The 16112-nt window shown below is 37.2% G+C and carries 15 protein-coding genes, 1 tRNA gene and 1 pseudogene; 6 read left to right on the top strand and 11 right to left on the bottom strand.

Features of this window, described 5'->3' with window-relative positions; all coding sequences use genetic code 11:
• Positions 1 to 4: 4 nt before the first annotated feature.
• From VKY50_RS10410 to VKY50_RS10385, 6 genes are all read left to right on the top strand, one after another.
• Positions 5 to 92, top strand: a tRNA-Ser gene (locus tag VKY50_RS10410).
• A gap of 75 nt (positions 93 to 167) precedes the next feature.
• Positions 168 to 980 carry a MotA/TolQ/ExbB proton channel family protein gene (locus VKY50_RS10405; protein WP_324301567.1) on the top strand — a complete coding sequence of 271 codons (813 nt, stop codon included), beginning with the start codon at positions 168 to 170 and terminating at the stop codon, positions 978 to 980.
• A gap of 41 nt (positions 981 to 1021) precedes the next feature.
• Entirely contained in the window at positions 1022 to 1465 is a 444-nt protein-coding gene (locus VKY50_RS10400) for a hypothetical protein (RefSeq protein ID WP_324301564.1), read from the top strand.
• A gap of 10 nt (positions 1466 to 1475) precedes the next feature.
• On the top strand, positions 1476 to 2099 hold the full coding sequence (locus tag VKY50_RS10395) for an ExbD/TolR family protein (RefSeq protein WP_324301562.1): 624 nt from the start codon (positions 1476 to 1478) through the stop codon (positions 2097 to 2099).
• A gap of 17 nt (positions 2100 to 2116) precedes the next feature.
• Positions 2117 to 2599, top strand: a complete 483-nt coding sequence (locus VKY50_RS10390) for an ExbD/TolR family protein (RefSeq protein ID WP_324301560.1) — start codon at positions 2117 to 2119, stop codon at positions 2597 to 2599.
• A 122-nt stretch (positions 2600 to 2721) separates the two neighbouring features.
• Complete coding sequence (locus VKY50_RS10385) at positions 2722 to 3432, top strand: porin family protein (RefSeq protein WP_324301558.1); 711 nt, start codon at positions 2722 to 2724, stop codon at positions 3430 to 3432.
• A gap of 16 nt (positions 3433 to 3448) precedes the next feature.
• Here VKY50_RS10385 and VKY50_RS10380 read toward each other — a convergent pair whose 3' ends face one another.
• From VKY50_RS10380 to VKY50_RS10330, 11 genes and pseudogenes are all read right to left on the bottom strand, one after another.
• Complete coding sequence (locus VKY50_RS10380; RefSeq protein WP_324301556.1) at positions 3449 to 4054, bottom strand: hypothetical protein; 606 nt, start codon at positions 4052 to 4054, stop codon at positions 3449 to 3451.
• On the bottom strand, positions 4054 to 5514 hold the full coding sequence (gene rpoN, locus VKY50_RS10375) for an RNA polymerase factor sigma-54 (protein WP_324301555.1): 1461 nt from the start codon (positions 5512 to 5514) through the stop codon (positions 4054 to 4056). The genes VKY50_RS10380 and rpoN overlap by 1 nt, the downstream gene beginning before the upstream one ends.
• A gap of 95 nt (positions 5515 to 5609) precedes the next feature.
• Complete coding sequence (asnS, locus tag VKY50_RS10370) at positions 5610 to 7043, bottom strand: asparagine--tRNA ligase (protein ID WP_324301553.1); 1434 nt, start codon at positions 7041 to 7043, stop codon at positions 5610 to 5612.
• A gap of 365 nt (positions 7044 to 7408) precedes the next feature.
• Positions 7409 to 9808, bottom strand: coding sequence for an efflux RND transporter permease subunit (locus VKY50_RS10365; protein WP_324301551.1), 2400 nt, complete (start codon positions 9806 to 9808; stop codon positions 7409 to 7411).
• Positions 9809 to 9853: 45 nt separating this feature from the next.
• On the bottom strand, positions 9854 to 12160 hold the full coding sequence (locus tag VKY50_RS10360; RefSeq protein WP_324301550.1) for a DUF5686 family protein: 2307 nt from the start codon (positions 12158 to 12160) through the stop codon (positions 9854 to 9856).
• Positions 12161 to 12265: 105 nt separating this feature from the next.
• Complete coding sequence (gene frr, locus VKY50_RS10355) at positions 12266 to 12820, bottom strand: ribosome recycling factor (RefSeq protein ID WP_324301548.1); 555 nt, start codon at positions 12818 to 12820, stop codon at positions 12266 to 12268.
• A gap of 44 nt (positions 12821 to 12864) precedes the next feature.
• Complete coding sequence (gene pyrH / locus VKY50_RS10350; RefSeq protein WP_324301546.1) at positions 12865 to 13575, bottom strand: UMP kinase; 711 nt, start codon at positions 13573 to 13575, stop codon at positions 12865 to 12867.
• 148 nt (positions 13576 to 13723) lie between these two features.
• Positions 13724 to 14548, bottom strand: a complete 825-nt coding sequence (gene tsf / locus VKY50_RS10345; RefSeq protein WP_324301544.1) for a translation elongation factor Ts — start codon at positions 14546 to 14548, stop codon at positions 13724 to 13726.
• A 94-nt stretch (positions 14549 to 14642) separates the two neighbouring features.
• Entirely contained in the window at positions 14643 to 15437 is a 795-nt protein-coding gene (gene rpsB / locus VKY50_RS10340; RefSeq protein WP_324301542.1) for a 30S ribosomal protein S2, read from the bottom strand.
• A gap of 200 nt (positions 15438 to 15637) precedes the next feature.
• A complete protein-coding gene (gene rpsI, locus VKY50_RS10335) occupies positions 15638 to 16024 on the bottom strand; it encodes a 30S ribosomal protein S9 (RefSeq protein ID WP_324301540.1) in 387 nt (128 codons plus the stop codon).
• Positions 16024 to 16112 (bottom strand): annotated as a pseudogene (locus tag VKY50_RS10330) (50S ribosomal protein L13); the annotation flags it as partial. The pseudogene VKY50_RS10330 and the gene rpsI, both read right to left, overlap by 1 nt.

The following is a 16112-nucleotide window of genomic DNA, read 5'->3' as shown; positions in this document are numbered from 1 at the left end:
TTACAGAGAGGTGGCCGAGTGGTCGAAGGCGCACGCCTGGAAAGTGTGTATACGTCAAAAGCGTATCGAGGGTTCGAATCCCTTCCTCTCTGCTGTAGTTTTAATGTTTAATAACATTTTTTTTTTATATTTAACCCTATTAACGAACAAATTTAAGTTTAGAAGAAATGAAAAAACTATTCTCTATTCTAGCAATCGCTGGATTATTGGCTTTTAATGCAACGACAGCCAACGCTAAGGAGCTAACTCCTGTAAGTCCTGAACAAATTTCAGAAATTGTTGCAATTGATGACGCTGCAACAGCATTTATTCAAGATGACGCTGCTTCTGCTGCGACAGAAGAAGCTTCTCCTAGTTTCCACCAAGTTCTAAAAGATAAATTTATTGAAGGTGGTGCAGGTTTTATGGGTATTGTACTATTGTGTTTGATTCTTGGTTTGGCGGTGGCTATCGAAAGAATTATTTTCTTAAATATGGCTACTACGAATACTAAGAAATTAGCACAACAAGTAGAAGATGCTTTAGCGTCAGGTGGTGTTGAGGCTGCTAAAGAAGTTTGTAGAAATACAAGAGGACCAGTTGCTTCTATCTACTACCAAGGATTAGATCGTATGGACGAAGGTGTTGATGCTGCTGAAAAAGCAGTTGTGGCCTATGGTGGAGTTCAGATGGGTCAATTAGAGAAGAATGTTTCTTGGTTGTCATTATTTATTGCTGTTGCTCCTATGTTAGGATTCATGGGTACAGTAATTGGTATGATCCAAGCATTTGATAAAATTAGTGCTGCTGGAGGGCTTGACGCATCTTTGATCGCGGGTGATATTCAGGTAGCGTTATTGACAACTGTATTTGGTCTTATTGTGGCTATTATTCTACAAGTGTTCTATAACTATATCATCGCTAAAATCGATAGTATCATCAACAGTATGGAGGATGCTTCAATCGTTTTGGTTGACCTATTAGTAGAGCACAAGAAGTAAGAATATATCACTGATTTAAAGATCATTTAAACAAAAAAATTATGTATAAAATAGCTAAAATTATAGCAATTATACTTGGGGTGATCGGATTGGTCCTTTGGGTGCTGATTGCTAGAGCTGATAGCGATGTAGTAGCACAAGCTGGTAGTAGTTCCAACAATGTTGTTGGATTGATGATTAATGTTGGCTTATGGGCTACTATCATTATTGCCATTATTACATTGTTATTTTCTTTGGTGGGGCTTGCATCGGAACCTCAAAAACTTAAAAAAGCCCTTATTTCAATAGGTGTTTTTGCAGCGGTTGTTTTGGTAAGCTACTTAATTGCAACTGCTGAAGGATTTAACTTCGCAAAAATGGCGGACAAAGGAATCCAGGTTACAGAGGGAACCGTTAAATGGGTTGACGCTGGATTGTGGACATTCTATATTCTTGCATTTTTGGCAATATTGTCCATGGTTGTAGGCAATTTTAAAAAACAATAAATATCTAATTATGGGAAGAAATAGAAATGCACCACCAGAGGTGAATGCAGGGTCCATGGCAGATATCGCGTTCTTGCTTCTTATCTTTTTCTTGGTTACCACTACCATAGAAACTGATTCAGGGTTAGATCGTAAATTACCGCCAATTGAACCGCCAGAGAATCCGCCAATTATTAGGCAAAAAAATATCTTTACCGTAGTTGTTAATAAAAACAATCAGTTGTTGGTAGAAGAAGAGTTAATGGAACTAAAGGATTTAAGAGCCGCAGCCGTTGCATTTTTAGATAACGGTGCTGGTGTTGGACAAGATGGTCAGCCATGTGATTATTGTCAAGGTTCTAAAGATCCAGAGTCTTCCGATCATCCATCCAAAGCGATTATTTCTTTACAGAATGACCGTATGACTGAATATGGGACTTATATTGCCGTGCAGAATGAACTGGTTGGAGCTTATAATCAATTAAGGAATCGTGAAGCAGAGCGTCTATATGGAAAAAGCTTTACAGAGATGAATGCACAGTATTTGGATCCTAAGACTCCGGATGATGTAAAGGATGATTTAAAACCTAAATTGGAAAGAATCCAAGATATGTATCCTCAAAAATTATCTGAAGCAGAACCAAAGACTTATTAAATTTAGTACAATCTATTATGGCAAAGTTCACAAAGAAAAAACAAGGGGATTTACCAGCAGTATCAACTGCATCATTGCCTGATATCGTTTTCATGTTGCTTTTCTTCTTCATGACGGTAACTTCAATGAAGGATAGTACCCTTATGATTAAAAATGAATTGCCTTATGCAGATCAGGTTCAAACGCTTGACAAAAAGGATAGGGTAATATACATATACGCAGGACAACCTAGTTCGCGCTACCAGGATCAATTTGGTACCTTACCAAAAATTCAGCTTAATGACAAATTCGCTAACGTTGACGAAGTAGCCAACTATGTTCTTGCAGAAAGAGCCTCAAAGCGTGAAGAGTTACAGAACGTACTTACCACTGCTTTGAAAGTGGATTATGAGACCAATATGGGACTTGTATCCGATATAAAACAAGAGTTAAGAAAAGTGAATGCACTTAAAATTAACTATACAACCAGGACAGGTAGTGCTTTTCAGAATATTGAATAAATAGTTCGTACTATTTCATATAAACTTATGTTTAAAAAACGCTTCTGATTTCAGAGGCGTTTTTTCTTACCTTTACATACATGCTAATTCAATTCACATAGAGGCGTATAAGATATCTATATATGATTTTAAGAGCTTTAAAGATTATATTCTTTGTATGGTGTTGTATGGTTAGTCATACAGTTCGGGGACAACAAGATACGATCGTGGTGGTCGAACCCGATACCAAATATTTTGAAGATCAATTTTATTTTGGGGTAAACTATAATGTTTTGGTTGGTGCTCCAAAAGGAATTGGACAAAATAGTTTTTCCTCTGGTATTATGGGTGGCTTTATCAAAGACTTCCCAATAAATAAAAGAAGAAACATAGGCTTCGGGCTTGGTGTTGGCTTATCTATTAATACCATTTATAGTGACCTCATGGCTACTAAAAATGTTAATGGTATTATTAGCTACCAGGAGGTTCCAGATGATGTGGATTATAACCGTAACAAACTTTCGATGCATTTTGTAGAGTTTCCAATAGAATTTCGATGGCGATCTTCTAGAGCAGAAGATTATCGTTTCTGGAGGATCTACTCAGGGGTACGACTTCAATACCTTTTCAGTGGCCGTTCAAAATTTGTTACCGATACTGAAAGAGTAAGTTTTTCAAATGGTGATGTGCGGGATTTTCAATATGGAATTTACGTAAGCTTTGGATATAATACTTGGAACTTTTACGCCCAGTACAATTTCTCTAATATCTTTGAAGATAATCGCTATTTAACCACTGGAGAGCCTTTGGATATTAATATTGTTAAGGCTGGCTTGATATTCTACATTTTTTAATAATTCCTTCGCTATACTATACCCAGAATCCAAATAAAATAAATTGTGGTACTATACCGATTACCGATCCAATAATAATTTCTTCGGTGGTATGGCATTTTAGATACATTCGCGAGGTTGCAATGGCGCCAACACATAATATTAGGATTGCGATCAGTGGTGTAATGTTTATATGATAATGTATCGACAGGCCGATGACAAATGTAGTTAAACCCCAGATAGCCATCATATGCATGCTTGCCTTGAAGTATAGGTACACTAAAATTTGACAGCTAATCAAAGTTCCTAATACACCTAAAAAGAAGTAATAAAGTTCAAAGGATATTTCACTAGGAGTAATCTTAATTAAAGTGATACAGGTTACCATAATGCAGAGGTACAAGGGGATTTTCCGCTCACTTAAATTACTAAGATCCCTGTGGGTGATCCATCCGAGATTTCTCAAAAGTAGATAGAATAGGTATGGGATGATGACATTGATCACCAAAATCCCTAAAAGGATCAATTTTTTTGTTCGTTCAGGTGTAAACCTTGGAGAGATGAAAAAGTACAGTAGCGCCCCTGCTAGGGGCATCAAAATGGGATTGAATAAGGTGCTTATTAGTTTTGAGGTCAATCGCATTAGATTTCTTTTCTTAAACGCGCTACAGGGATACTAAGTTGCTCTCTGTATTTGGCGATCGTTCTTCGTGCGATGGGATAGCCCTTATCTTTGAGGATGGCTGCAAGCTTATCGTCTGTTAAGGGCTTTCTTTTGTCTTCCTCTTGAATAACCGTTTCTAGTATTTTTTTAATCTCTCGTGTAGAAACATCCTCACCCTCATCATTTTTCATAGCCTCTGAGAAGAAATCTTTGATAAGTTTGGTCCCATAAGGAGTATCGACATACTTGCTGTTGGCTACTCTGGATACAGTGGATACATCCATATCGATTGCTTCCGCAATGTCTTTGAGTATCATGGGTTTTAATTTTCGTTCATCCCCCGTTAGAAAATACTCTTGTTGATAATGCATAATACAATTCATGGTGACAAATAAGGTTTCTTGGCGTTGTTTAATGGCTTCTATAAACCATTTGGCAGCATCTAGTTTCTGTTTTATGAATAATACTGCATCCTTCTGGGTCTTGGACTTTGTCTTACTGTCCTTGTACCCTTTAAGCATGTTATTATAGGTGTGTGAAACATGCAGCTCAGGTGCATTTCTTCCATTGAGACTCAATTCAAGCTCCCCATCTATAATACGAATGGTAAAATCCGGAACTACATGTTCAACTAATCGATTGTTCCCAGCATAAGAGCCACCAGGTTTGGGATTTAAACGCTCTATCTCATGGATAGCCTTTCTTAAATCCTCTTCCGTAGTATTATGCTTTAGGATTAATTTCTCGTAATGTTTCTTAGTGAACTGCTCAAAAGAACGATCTAAGATTTCAGAAGCCAATTCTATAGCATCTGTGGGTTCCTTCCGATGGAGCTGAAGAAGTAAACACTCTCTAAGATCTCTAGCACACACGCCTGCGGGGTCCAATTGTTGAACAATAAGAAGCACCTTTTCAACTTCCTGTAGTTCACTGTAAATATTTTGAGTGAAGGCCAAATCATCTACAATATCCACAAGATCTCGGCGAATGTATCCGCTCTCATCTACACTACCCACTAGAAATTCCGCAATTTCCCTTTCGGATTCCTTTAAACTAAAAGTATTGAGTTGATTTAATAAATGCTGATGGAAGGATGTTCCAGCGGCATAAGGAATGGACTTTTCTTCGTCATCATTACTATAGTTATTGGCTTGTAATCGATATTCTGGAACTTCATCATCACTTAGGTATTCATCCACATTGATGTCTTCTGCATTTATCTTTTCACTATCGATATCGTCTTGGAAATTATCCTCATAATCGTCAGATTCATACTCCGAGGATTCTTCTTTTCCGCTTTCTAAAGCAGGATTTTCTTCAAGCTCTTGTTTTAACCGTTGTTCAAAAGCCTGTGTCGGCAACTGAATCAATTTCATTAACTGAATCTGCTGCGGAGATAATTTCTGAGATAGTTTAAACTTTAACTGTTGCTTTAGCATTATCCTTCACCTTGCTTTTGTATAAATTTAAAAAAACTAGCCTTATGAAGCCAATCAAAAGCTAGTTTTTAATGATAATATACGTTAATTTTTAATTAAAACTCAGCGTTTTGAGGGGTTCTTGGGAAAGGGATCACATCACGTATATTGGACATCCCTGTGGTAAATAGTACCAGACGTTCAAAACCAAGACCAAATCCACTATGAGTTGCTGTCCCAAATTTTCGAAGTTCCATGTACCACCATAGTTCTTTTTCATCAATACCCATGGCTTTTACTTTTTCCTTAAGTACCTCATAGCGCTCTTCACGTTGAGACCCTCCGACAATTTCACCAATGCCTGGGAAAAGAATATCCATTGCTCGGACGGTCTTTCCATCTTCGTTTTGGCGCATATAAAAAGCCTTGATGTCAGCAGGGTAATCAAACAAAATTACTGGTGCTTTGAAGTGTTTCTCTACTAAATAGCGTTCGTGTTCGCTTTGAAGGTCCGCACCCCATTGTTCAATAATATAATTGAATTTTTTCTTTTTATTAGGCTTGGAATTCTTTAGAATTTCGATGGCTTCGGTATAACTTACTCTTTTGAAATTGTTCTCGGTTACAAAACGCAATTTTTCAAGGAGTGTCATATCACTGCGCTGTGCTTGCGGTTTTGATTTCTCTTCTTCAATCAGACGTGCTTCCAAAAATTTTAGGTCATCTTCACAATGCTCTAGCACATAACCCAATACATTTTTAATAAAATCTTCCGCTAGATCCATGTTTCCGTCCAGGTCCAAGAAAGCAACCTCTGGTTCGATCATCCAAAATTCTGCCAGGTGTCTGGAAGTATTGGAATTTTCTGCTCTAAAAGTAGGACCAAAAGTATAAATCTTTCCAAGAGCCATAGCGTAGGCCTCCCCTTCCAACTGTCCTGAAACCGTCAAATTAGTTTCTTTACCAAAAAAGTCCTCTTTAAAGTCAACTTCGTTTTGATCATTTAAAGGAGGGTTTTTAGCATCTAAGGTCGTTACTCTAAACATTTCTCCCGCACCTTCGGCATCCGAACCAGTGATAATAGGAGTATGAACGTAATTAAAGCCATTGGCTCTAAAATAGTTATGGACTGCAAAAGATAGTGCAGAGCGAACGCGCATAATAGCCCCAAAAGTATTGGTACGAATGCGCAAGTGTGCTTTCTCTCTTAAAAATTCAAGGGAATGTTTCTTAGGTTGAATAGGAAATTCTTCAGCATTCGCTCCACCTAGTATTTCAATTTCCTTCACTTGAATTTCAACTGCCTGGCCTTTTCCTTGGCTTTCCACTAAAGTTCCAACGATGGATACAGCTGCTCCAGTATTAAGTTGTTTTAAGGTATCTTCTGGGAAATTTTCAAAATCGACCACACACTGAATATTATGAATGGTAGATCCATCATTTAAAGCGATAAAACGATTACTTCTAAAGGTTCTAACCCAACCTTTAACGCATACCTCCTGTAGGAGTTTGTCACTTGATAACAGCTCTTTTATACTTTTTATTTCCATCGTGTAATACTAACTATAAATAAGTGTGCAAAGATAAAACTTTAAAACTAGATTTAAAGTCAACGCCTGAGTTATTAGAAAATTATTGCCAAAGACGACTCGTGTTGGCAGATATTTACTATTATTTTATTTTAAAAAAATTACATTGTAAGAAAAAATTTGTACATTTAACATAATGGCATTATAAAAAGATAGATTTTACTTGTTTTATAAGCTAATAATAATCTATTTTTGTTTTGTAGGAAAAAACTAGTCAATTTTGAGGTTGACTGCTAAAAATATTTAAAATTGTAGGTTTGGGGGAACCTTAAAGTCTGTTCGGAACATTGCGTTTCGGCAGACTTTTTTTATGCCCCAATCCTAATTTATTCAGACTCTCCTAGATCCTCGTTGTTTTTTGGCAATACGTTAATGCTTGGTTTTTTGAGTGTTTTCTTGTTTGCAATATTTCTTTCAAGTGCTAACAGCAGCGAGGGTAGTACAACAAGATTAGATAACATAGCAATTAAAAGGGTGAAAGAGACAAGCCCACCTAAGGCTTTTGTTCCTCCAAAACTACTTAACATAAAGACTGAAAATCCAAAAAAGAGCACTACAGAGGTATAAAACATACTAATTCCTGATTCGCGAACTGCACCAAATACGGATTTTCTTATTTTCCAATTGTTCCTTATGAGTTCCTGCCTGTATTTTGCTAGGAAGTGTATAGTATCATCCACTGAAATACCAAAGGCTACACTAAAAACTAAGATAGTGGATGGTTTAATTGGAATGCCAAGGAATCCCATCATACCTGCTGTGATTAGTAAGGGAAGGATGTTAGGAATCAATGAAATGATAATCATTCTAAAGGATCTAAACAAATAGGCCATCAGGAGTGATATCAAAAATATAGCGAACCCTAAAGAGGTAATAAGATTCTTTACTAAGTATTTTGTACCCTGCATGAATACTAGCGCTTTTCCTGTTATAGTAACATCATACCGATCCTCAGGAAGAACTTTGGCTGCTTTCTTTTCTATATCCGCTTTAATGCCTTCCATCTTTTCGGTGCCAATATCTTTCATAAAAGTCGTGATGCGAGCAATCTGACCAGTACTGTCTACAAAACTATTTAGCAGATTTGTATCGTTTGTTGAACTTTTAGCATAGGAAAGTATGAAGGCCCTTTCCTGATTGTTGGGAAGTTGGTAATAATTTGGATTACCATTATAATAAGCCTGTTTAGAGTATTTAACCAGACTTGTTACAGAAATAGGCGCTGATAACTCTGGAATTTCTTTAATAAGAGTTTCTAATTCGTCCATCCTTCTTAAGGTGGACAAGTTCATCACCCCGTTTTTTCTTTTAGTGTCTACCATGATCTCCACCGGTAGAATTCCATCAAATTCTTCTTCGTAAAACTTTATATCATCAAAAAAAGAGGCGTCTTGTGGCATATCTTCGAGCAAACTTCCAGAGATACGAATTTGGTAAATACCAATAATACTTAAAATTATTGCAATTATGACACTGGCAAATACAGTGATTCTCCGGTTGCGTACAGTACCTTCTATCCATTTCACAAATTTACCCACCCAGCGTTTGTTTAGGTGCTTTAAGTGCTTATATTTCGGTGGGTACATGAAACTGTACACTATTGGGATGATAAGGATGGACAAAATGAAGATCACGATGATATTAATAGAGGCTACAATCCCAAATTCTTTTAAAAGCGTACTCTCGGTAATTATAAAAGTTGCAAACCCAGCGGCGGTCGTGAGGTTTGTCATCAATGTAGCATCACCTACTTTTGAAATAACCCGTTGTAAAGATTTGGCTTGATTTCCGTGTTTCTTAACTTCCTGTTGATACTTGTTGATTAAAAATACACAGTTTGGAATTCCAATTACAATTATTAAAGGCGGTATCAGCGCTGTTAAGATGGTAATCTCATAACGTAAAAGTCCTAGGATTCCAAAGGCCCACATCACCCCAATAATCACCACACACATGGAGATGAACGTGGCGCGATAGGAACGAAAAAAGAAAAAGAAAATAAGTGAAGTCACCAAAAGAGTAGCACCAATAAACATACCGATTTCTCCAATGATAATATCAGCATTTAAGGACCTGATATAAGGCATTCCCGAGACCTTTACATCAATTTCTGTATCTGCTTCAAAATCTTCTATTAATGGGATAAAATTATTCAATACAAAGTTCTTTCGTACAGCTGTATTGACAATTTCTTTGTCCAGATAAATTACTGATCGGATGGTTTGTGTTTCTTTGTTGTATAAAAGACTTTCATAAAAAGGTAACTTGTGGAAAATCTCATCTTTAATACTGTCGAGTTGCTGTTGTGAAGTTAGTTTACCTTGAATCAGAGGTGTTAATTCGAACTTTTGTTTCTCGGTATTTTTTACAAGGGTTTGTAAATTGTCTGTCGAGAGAATAAGATCAACTTCTGGCTCTGACTGAATCTGCTTGTTTAATTTATTCCATTTATTAAAATTTTTTAGGTCAAAAAGCGCGCTATCTTGTATGGCGACAACCATGACATTACCCTCTTCCCCAAAGGTCTTTAGGAAATTGTTGTAAGCAATATTAACAGGGTGATGGTCAGGCAATAAGTTCGCCTCGGTATTGGTGAACTGAATATACTTCCATTGGGTTGATAAAAGTAGTGTGATCCCAAAAAGAATAAGCAATATTACAATTCGAGTTCGAAGTATGATCCGAGCGGTAGTTCCCCAGAACCCGCTTGTTAATTTCTTGGCCATTTAAAAAAATTTCCGTGCAAAGTTAGAAATCCCATAGGAAGTGTGCTAAAATCCAAGCGTTAAATAATAGGTAAACTTTAAAGAAATGTTATCGTCGAAATTTGGAAGATGGTAAGCACCATAACGATACATGAAATTAAGTCCGAAACCTTTGAATATTTTATTGAGCTCTATTCCGCTTTCCGAATATCCGTTTTCCATGGAATTGAATTCGATATCATGATGTTTGTGCATTTTGGCCGTTGAACCCACTCCAAAACGTGAAATAAGTGCGAGTTCTGGCCTGAGCCAGGAGGTGATATTAAAACGGTTAAAAGTGTGCTTTGCTTGAATGATGGCGTATTTATCTGATAGAAATTCATTGAAGTACATGGTTTCAAAACTATTTCGACCTGCTACGGAAAATCGATTTAATATCTTTTCCCCTCCGGGCTGGTTGGGGGAGGCATTGTAGAGTTCCGTCACTGGAAGGTCTCCAAAGCTAATGCCTGCCACTAATTGGAAGGAGGTTGTTCCTTTGTTTAAAGGCCTAAGTTCTTGCATGGCTCTTAAGGCGATTTTTGTGTAATTCAGATCGCTATTGATGATATTCTTAAAAGCCTGGGTATATTGGAGGGAGAATTGCGGATAATTTTTCTCAATCACTGTTTTACCCCAATGACTTTGAAGATATTTGTTAAATGGATTCCATTGTATGGAGGCCGTAATAGAACTGTTCTGATAATTGTGATATTGCTCCCCATCGTTGGAGTAACTATATTGGTACGTAGGAGTTACGTCTTGATAGGATAGTTGAAATCTAGATTGTAATTTGGGATTAAAATCATGGGTTAAATAGGCACTAACATCCTTAATCTTATGAAAATAGGTCAAATTAAATAATCGCGGTTCAAACAAATAGAATGCTCTACCATCGGTGAGGAAAGTAAGACTTCCACTTTCTTCCAAATCATTCTTATGAATGATTCCGATTCTCGTATCATCATACCGATCTAGTCGTCTTTCAATTCCAAAACCGTATTTAAAGTCTTTGTCCTTTGTACCGTAAGCACCATAGGCATGGATGGTATATTTTTGAGAAAAATTACTGTTGGTCACCGCGCTCATACCGAGTCTAAAACCTTCATGTCTATTGAATTTGAGCAGTGATTTATAATCAAAATCTACATAAGGAGTAGTGATATATCCCACCATAAATTTTCGGATAAAAGACAGTTTGTTCTCATAGTTTCGAGCGCTTGTTAGGCTGTCCACTGCTTTATATGTTTCTAATTCTTTATGGGTGATGTCTTGTGTACGGTATTGCTCCCAAAACGCAGAATCTCTTTCACTGGCCACTTTTAAAAGTTCGATGGCCGTACCTTTTCGCTCAATGGTAACAGGTTTATTTAAAGTGATGTCAAAATTAGTGGTCTGAGCTACCAAGTAAATATGGTCTTTGATATCATCCTCATTGGTGCTCACAATTGAGGAGTCAATCATTTGCTCACTTGTAGCCACGCGAAGTTTGCCAAATAATGTCACGGCTTTGTTAGTGGTTCCCTTGTCCACTCGTATGTTATTAGCGCTAGGGAACCATAAGTTATGTTCGGGAAAGTACTTGTACTGTTGAATCGCCTGCACTTCGATGGAGGCGTCAAGTTGAGATTCATTCCTTTGAATAGCATAGCTTTGCGCATCAATATAAAGTAGACCTGGAATACCAACGTCTTGTTTGTTTTCTTTAGGAGTGTAGCGAATGATATAGTTTTTTCGTCCCTCTATTGCTGAGGAGCCTTCGAAATTAAATCGATACGTTTGTTTTCCTTTACTGCCCAAAGGGCTAAAAAAATCAGTTCCGAATACCTTTATTCTGGTATTGTAGAGTGAAAAGGATTGCATTTCAATGGCGAGTACTTCATATATAGGTTTTTTAAAACCCGCCATATGAATCCCTAATATGGTTTCTCTTTTTTCTTTTTCTTTGGAGTAGGCAAAATTGGAAACTTTCTCCAGAATATATAGATGTGACTTTTCTAATTGCTTCTTAATGAGGTAGTTTGTGGAATCTATTTTTTTGAATTTCAGGCCATTCCTTCTTCGTTTGAAAATAGAATCTACCGTTCCATTTATGGCTTTTCGATCAGCGCTGATAATTGCTTTTGTGTAACTGTTGTAGCTATACGTATTTAAAATAGCATCAGGGTCATTTTTCGGCTTGTTCTCAATAACTTTTGAAATAATAGCATTGGCTAAACTATCTGGCGTCGTATTTAGAACGTCATTTTCACCAATAGCGGATCCAGGTGTGTTTTGTGCTACACCCCCCATAACGCCTATCATATACAAAATAAAAAGAGATATATCTTTCATTAGGAGAAAAATTGCCTTTATTTCAATGGGGCTGTAATGTTACGAAAAAAGAAAGCGACTTGTAAAAGTCGCCTATAGTTTTAAGAAAGTTTAACGCTTGGAGCTTTAAACGGTCATAATTTCTTTTTCTTTAACCACCAGTGCTTCATCGGTCTTTTTGATATAGGCATCGGTTAATTTCTGAACTTCAACTTCAGCTTTTGCTTTGACATCCTCTGAAGGATCTAATTTTTTGATTTCTTTATTAGCATCTTGTCTTGCATTACGGATAGACACCTTGGCATCTTCTGCTTCGGCTTTAGCTTGTTTTACGAGGTCTTTACGACGCTCCTCAGTAAGGGGCGGTACATTAATAATGACCATCTCACCATTGTTCATTGGATTGAATCCGAGATTTGCAATCATAATGCCTCTTTCGATTTCATGAAGCATGGCCTTCTCCCATGGCTGAATCGAAATAGTTCTACCGTCAGGGGTATTGATATTTGCTATTTGAGGTAGTGGTGTTGGCGACCCGTAATAATCCACCATCACACTTGCCACCATAGCAGGGCTAGCTTTACCAGCTCTAATATTACCAAACTCTTTTTCTAGATGCGCTAAGGAATCTTCCATGGATTCTCTTGCGTTGTCTAAAATAAAATTGATCTCTTCGTCCATAACTATTGGATTTTAAAATAGTTGAAAATTTCTAATTTCATATTTTAGGAAAGATTGACTTTAGTTCCTATTTTTTCTCCAGAGACTAGTTTTAATAAGTTCCCGGGTTTGTTCATGTCAAAAACTACAATAGGCAATTCGTTTTCATGGCTCAAAGTAAAGGCAGTAGTATCCATTACCTTTAGGCCTTTTTGCAGAACATCTTTAAAGGTAATATCATCAAATTTTGTTGCATCCTTATCTTTCTCTGGATCTGCGGTGTAGATTCCATCTACTCGAGTACCCTTTAAAATAACATCTGCATTAATTTCAATAGCCCGTAGAGCAGCTGCGGAATCAGTAGTAAAGTATGGATTTCCTGTTCCACCACCGAAGATTACAACCCTTCCTTTTTCTAGGTGGCGCAAAGCACGTCTACGAATAAAAGGCTCTGCCACTTCATTGATCTTAACGGCCGATTGTAATCTGGTCTCTATGCCTTCATCTTCAAGTGCGGATTGCAACGCCAGTCCATTGATTACCGTAGCGAGCATTCCCATATGATCACCTTGGACTCTGTCCATTCCATTGCTCGCTCCTGCAAGACCTCTAAAGATATTTCCTCCACCAATTACAACGGCTACTTGAACACCCTGATCTATGACAGATTTTATTTCCTCTGCATAGACCTTGAGTCTCTTTGGGTCGATTCCGTATTGTCGTTCACCCATAAGGGCTTCACCACTTAATTTAAGAAGGATTCTTTTGTATTGCATGTTCGTTTTTTGAAGAATATTAAATATTTGTTTTCGAAACAAAAATAAACAAAATAATTAAGTACTGTGTCCTTAATTTAACCTCACAAAAAAACCGCTTTTAAACTTAATTTAAGAGCGGTTCTATAATATGGTTGTCAAAGACGGTTTAACCTAATGCAACTCTTTCGAATGAAACTACTGTCAATTCGCTATTAACAGATTTTACATAGGCCGATACACTTTGTTTGTTGTCTTTGATAAAATCTTGGTTCACCAAGGTATTGTCCTTAAAGAAACGTTTAAGTTTACCTTTAGCAATGTTTTCTAACATAGCCTCTGGCTTTCCTTCTTGTCTTAAGGTATCCTTAGCAATTTCGATTTCTTTATCGATCACTTCTTGATCAACACCGCTTTCATCAAGAGCTACTGGATTCATAGCTGCTGCCTGCATAGCGACATCTTTAGCTACCTCTGCAGCACCTTCTACATTAGCAGAAAGACCAGCAAGAGTAGCAATCTTATTACCAGCGTGGATGTAAGAACCCACAAAAGGAGCTTGAAGCGTTCTAAAGTCACCGATTTCAATTTTCTCTCCGATTACCCCAGTTTGCTCTATTAATTTTTCAGAAACTTTGATTCCGTTGTAGTCGGCATCAAGAAGAGCTTCTTTTGAATCCAAGTTTAAGGCCAATTCCGCAAAGTCGGTCGCCATTTTCACGAAAGTTTCGTTTTTAGCAACAAAGTCAGTCTCACAATTAAGTGAAACGATTACTCCTTTGGTAGCATCTTGGTTAACTTTAGCGATAACTGCTCCTTCAGCAGAATCTCTATCAGCTCTCTTGGCAGCAACTTTTTGACCCTTCTTACGTAGGATCTCTACTGCTTTATCAAAATCACCTTCAGCTTCGACCAATGCATTTTTACAATCCATCATACCTGCACCGGTAGCTTTTCTTAATTTATTTACTTCTGCGGCTGTGATTTTTGCCATGTCTTTTTCTGTTTTAATCCGTAAAGCCGTTATCCCATTTTCCTTGGTATTAAACAAAGAAAATAAAAGGATAACGACTTTAAGAAAGTATTATTTATTCGTTTTCTTCAGTTTCTAAAGCTTTGGCTTTTTTTTCTTTAGCTTCTTTTTCAGCTCTTCTCTCATTTTCTTCATCCGCTTGTTTCTCTGCTTTATCTGCTTTTCTTTCAGATAAACCTTCAGCGATAGCGCTAGTTACATACGTAAGAACTTTTTCAATGGATTTTGAAGCATCGTCATTGGATGGAATTACGTATTCTACCTCTCTTGGGTCAGAATTGGTATCCACCATTGCAAATATTGGAATGTTTAACTTTTGTGCTTCTCTAACCGCGATGTGTTCGCGCATGGTATCTACTATAAACAAAGCCCCTGGTAGACGGGTCATGTCAGAAATGGAGCCTAAGTTCTTTTCTAATTTAGCTCTTAAACGATCAACTTGTAGCTTTTCTTTTTTAGAAAGTGTGTCAAAAGTACCATCTTTTTTCATTCTGTCGATAGAAGCCATTTTCTTAACAGCCTTACGGATAGTGACAAAGTTTGTCAACATTCCACCTGGCCATCTTTCAGTAATGTAAGGCATGTTCACAGCACCTGCCTTATCAGCTACGATATCTTTTGCTTGTTTCTTGGTAGCTACAAATAAAATTTTTCTACCTGAAGCTGCAATTTTTTTAAGGGCTTCATTAGCCTCTTCAATCTTAGCAGCTGTTTTGTATAAATTGATAACGTGGATTCCGTTGCGCTCCATGTAGATGTAAGGAGCCATGTTCGGGTTCCATTTTCTAGTAAGGTGACCAAAGTGTACACCTGCTTCTAGTAAATCTTTAACTTCTATGTTATTTGCCATTTTTGTAATAGTTTACGTTCCGTTGCCCACCATGTGGGTGTTGTATATTTAGCAATGTTAAAGTGGTCACGACTATTCGATCGCCTTTACCATTTGGATGCTAAACCAATCTTCTATTCCAGAAGGAATAAAAGCAACGACATGTTTTAAATTCAATAATAAATAAGCAATGCAATAATGCATTATAAATATTCGATCGATTAACGTTTTGAGAATTGGAATTTCTTACGTGCTTTCTTCTGACCGAATTTCTTACGCTCTACCATTCTTGGATCTCTTGTTAACAATCCTTCTGGTTTTAGCGTTAATCTGTTCTCTGCATCTACTTCGCAAAGTGCTCTTGAAATCGCAAGACGGATCGCTTCGGCTTGTCCAGTAACACCACCACCGTAAACATTTACTTTGATATCAAAGTTCTCAGCATTTTCAGTCAATGCAAGTGGTTGTTGAACTTTGTATTGTAAAGTTGGTGTTGGGAAGTATTGCGTAAATTCTTTTTTGTTGATAGTGATATCTCCTTTTCCTTCAGAAACGTACACTCTTGCAACCGCGGTTTTTCTTCTACCGATTTTGTGAATTACTTCCATTATTTAAGATCGTTTAAGTTAATTGCAGTTGGCTTTTGAGCTTCATGATTGTGCTCAGTTCCAGCATACACTTTTAGGTTACGGAATA

The sequence above is a fragment of the Galbibacter sp. genome (genome assembly GCF_035306585.1).
Lineage (GTDB): Bacteria > Bacteroidota > Bacteroidia > Flavobacteriales > Flavobacteriaceae > Galbibacter.
This window is presented reverse-complemented; position numbering and strand designations above follow the sequence as displayed.

Excerpts from the sequence above, each read along its gene's own strand:
- VKY50_RS10365 (WP_324301551.1), bottom strand. The coding sequence starts at position 9,808 with ATGGCCAAGAAATTAACAAGCGGGTTCTGGGGAACTACCGCTCGGATC.
- VKY50_RS10405 (WP_324301567.1), top strand. The coding sequence starts at position 168 with ATGAAAAAACTATTCTCTATTCTAGCAATCGCTGGATTATTGGCTTTT.
- frr (WP_324301548.1), bottom strand. The coding sequence starts at position 12,820 with ATGGACGAAGAGATCAATTTTATTTTAGACAACGCAAGAGAATCCATG.
- VKY50_RS10390 (WP_324301560.1), top strand. The coding sequence starts at position 2,117 with ATGGCAAAGTTCACAAAGAAAAAACAAGGGGATTTACCAGCAGTATCA.
- tsf (WP_324301544.1), bottom strand. The coding sequence starts at position 14,548 with ATGGCAAAAATCACAGCCGCAGAAGTAAATAAATTAAGAAAAGCTACC.
- VKY50_RS10400 (WP_324301564.1), top strand. The coding sequence starts at position 1,022 with ATGTATAAAATAGCTAAAATTATAGCAATTATACTTGGGGTGATCGGA.
- VKY50_RS10385 (WP_324301558.1), top strand. The coding sequence starts at position 2,722 with ATGATTTTAAGAGCTTTAAAGATTATATTCTTTGTATGGTGTTGTATG.
- rpsI (WP_324301540.1), bottom strand. The coding sequence starts at position 16,024 with ATGGAAGTAATTCACAAAATCGGTAGAAGAAAAACCGCGGTTGCAAGA.
- asnS (WP_324301553.1), bottom strand. The coding sequence starts at position 7,043 with ATGGAAATAAAAAGTATAAAAGAGCTGTTATCAAGTGACAAACTCCTA.
- VKY50_RS10360 (WP_324301550.1), bottom strand. The coding sequence starts at position 12,160 with ATGAAAGATATATCTCTTTTTATTTTGTATATGATAGGCGTTATGGGG.
- rpoN (WP_324301555.1), bottom strand. The coding sequence starts at position 5,514 with ATGCTAAAGCAACAGTTAAAGTTTAAACTATCTCAGAAATTATCTCCG.
- VKY50_RS10380 (WP_324301556.1), bottom strand. The coding sequence starts at position 4,054 with ATGCGATTGACCTCAAAACTAATAAGCACCTTATTCAATCCCATTTTG.
- pyrH (WP_324301546.1), bottom strand. The coding sequence starts at position 13,575 with ATGCAATACAAAAGAATCCTTCTTAAATTAAGTGGTGAAGCCCTTATG.
- rpsB (WP_324301542.1), bottom strand. The coding sequence starts at position 15,437 with ATGGCAAATAACATAGAAGTTAAAGATTTACTAGAAGCAGGTGTACAC.
- VKY50_RS10395 (WP_324301562.1), top strand. The coding sequence starts at position 1,476 with ATGGGAAGAAATAGAAATGCACCACCAGAGGTGAATGCAGGGTCCATG.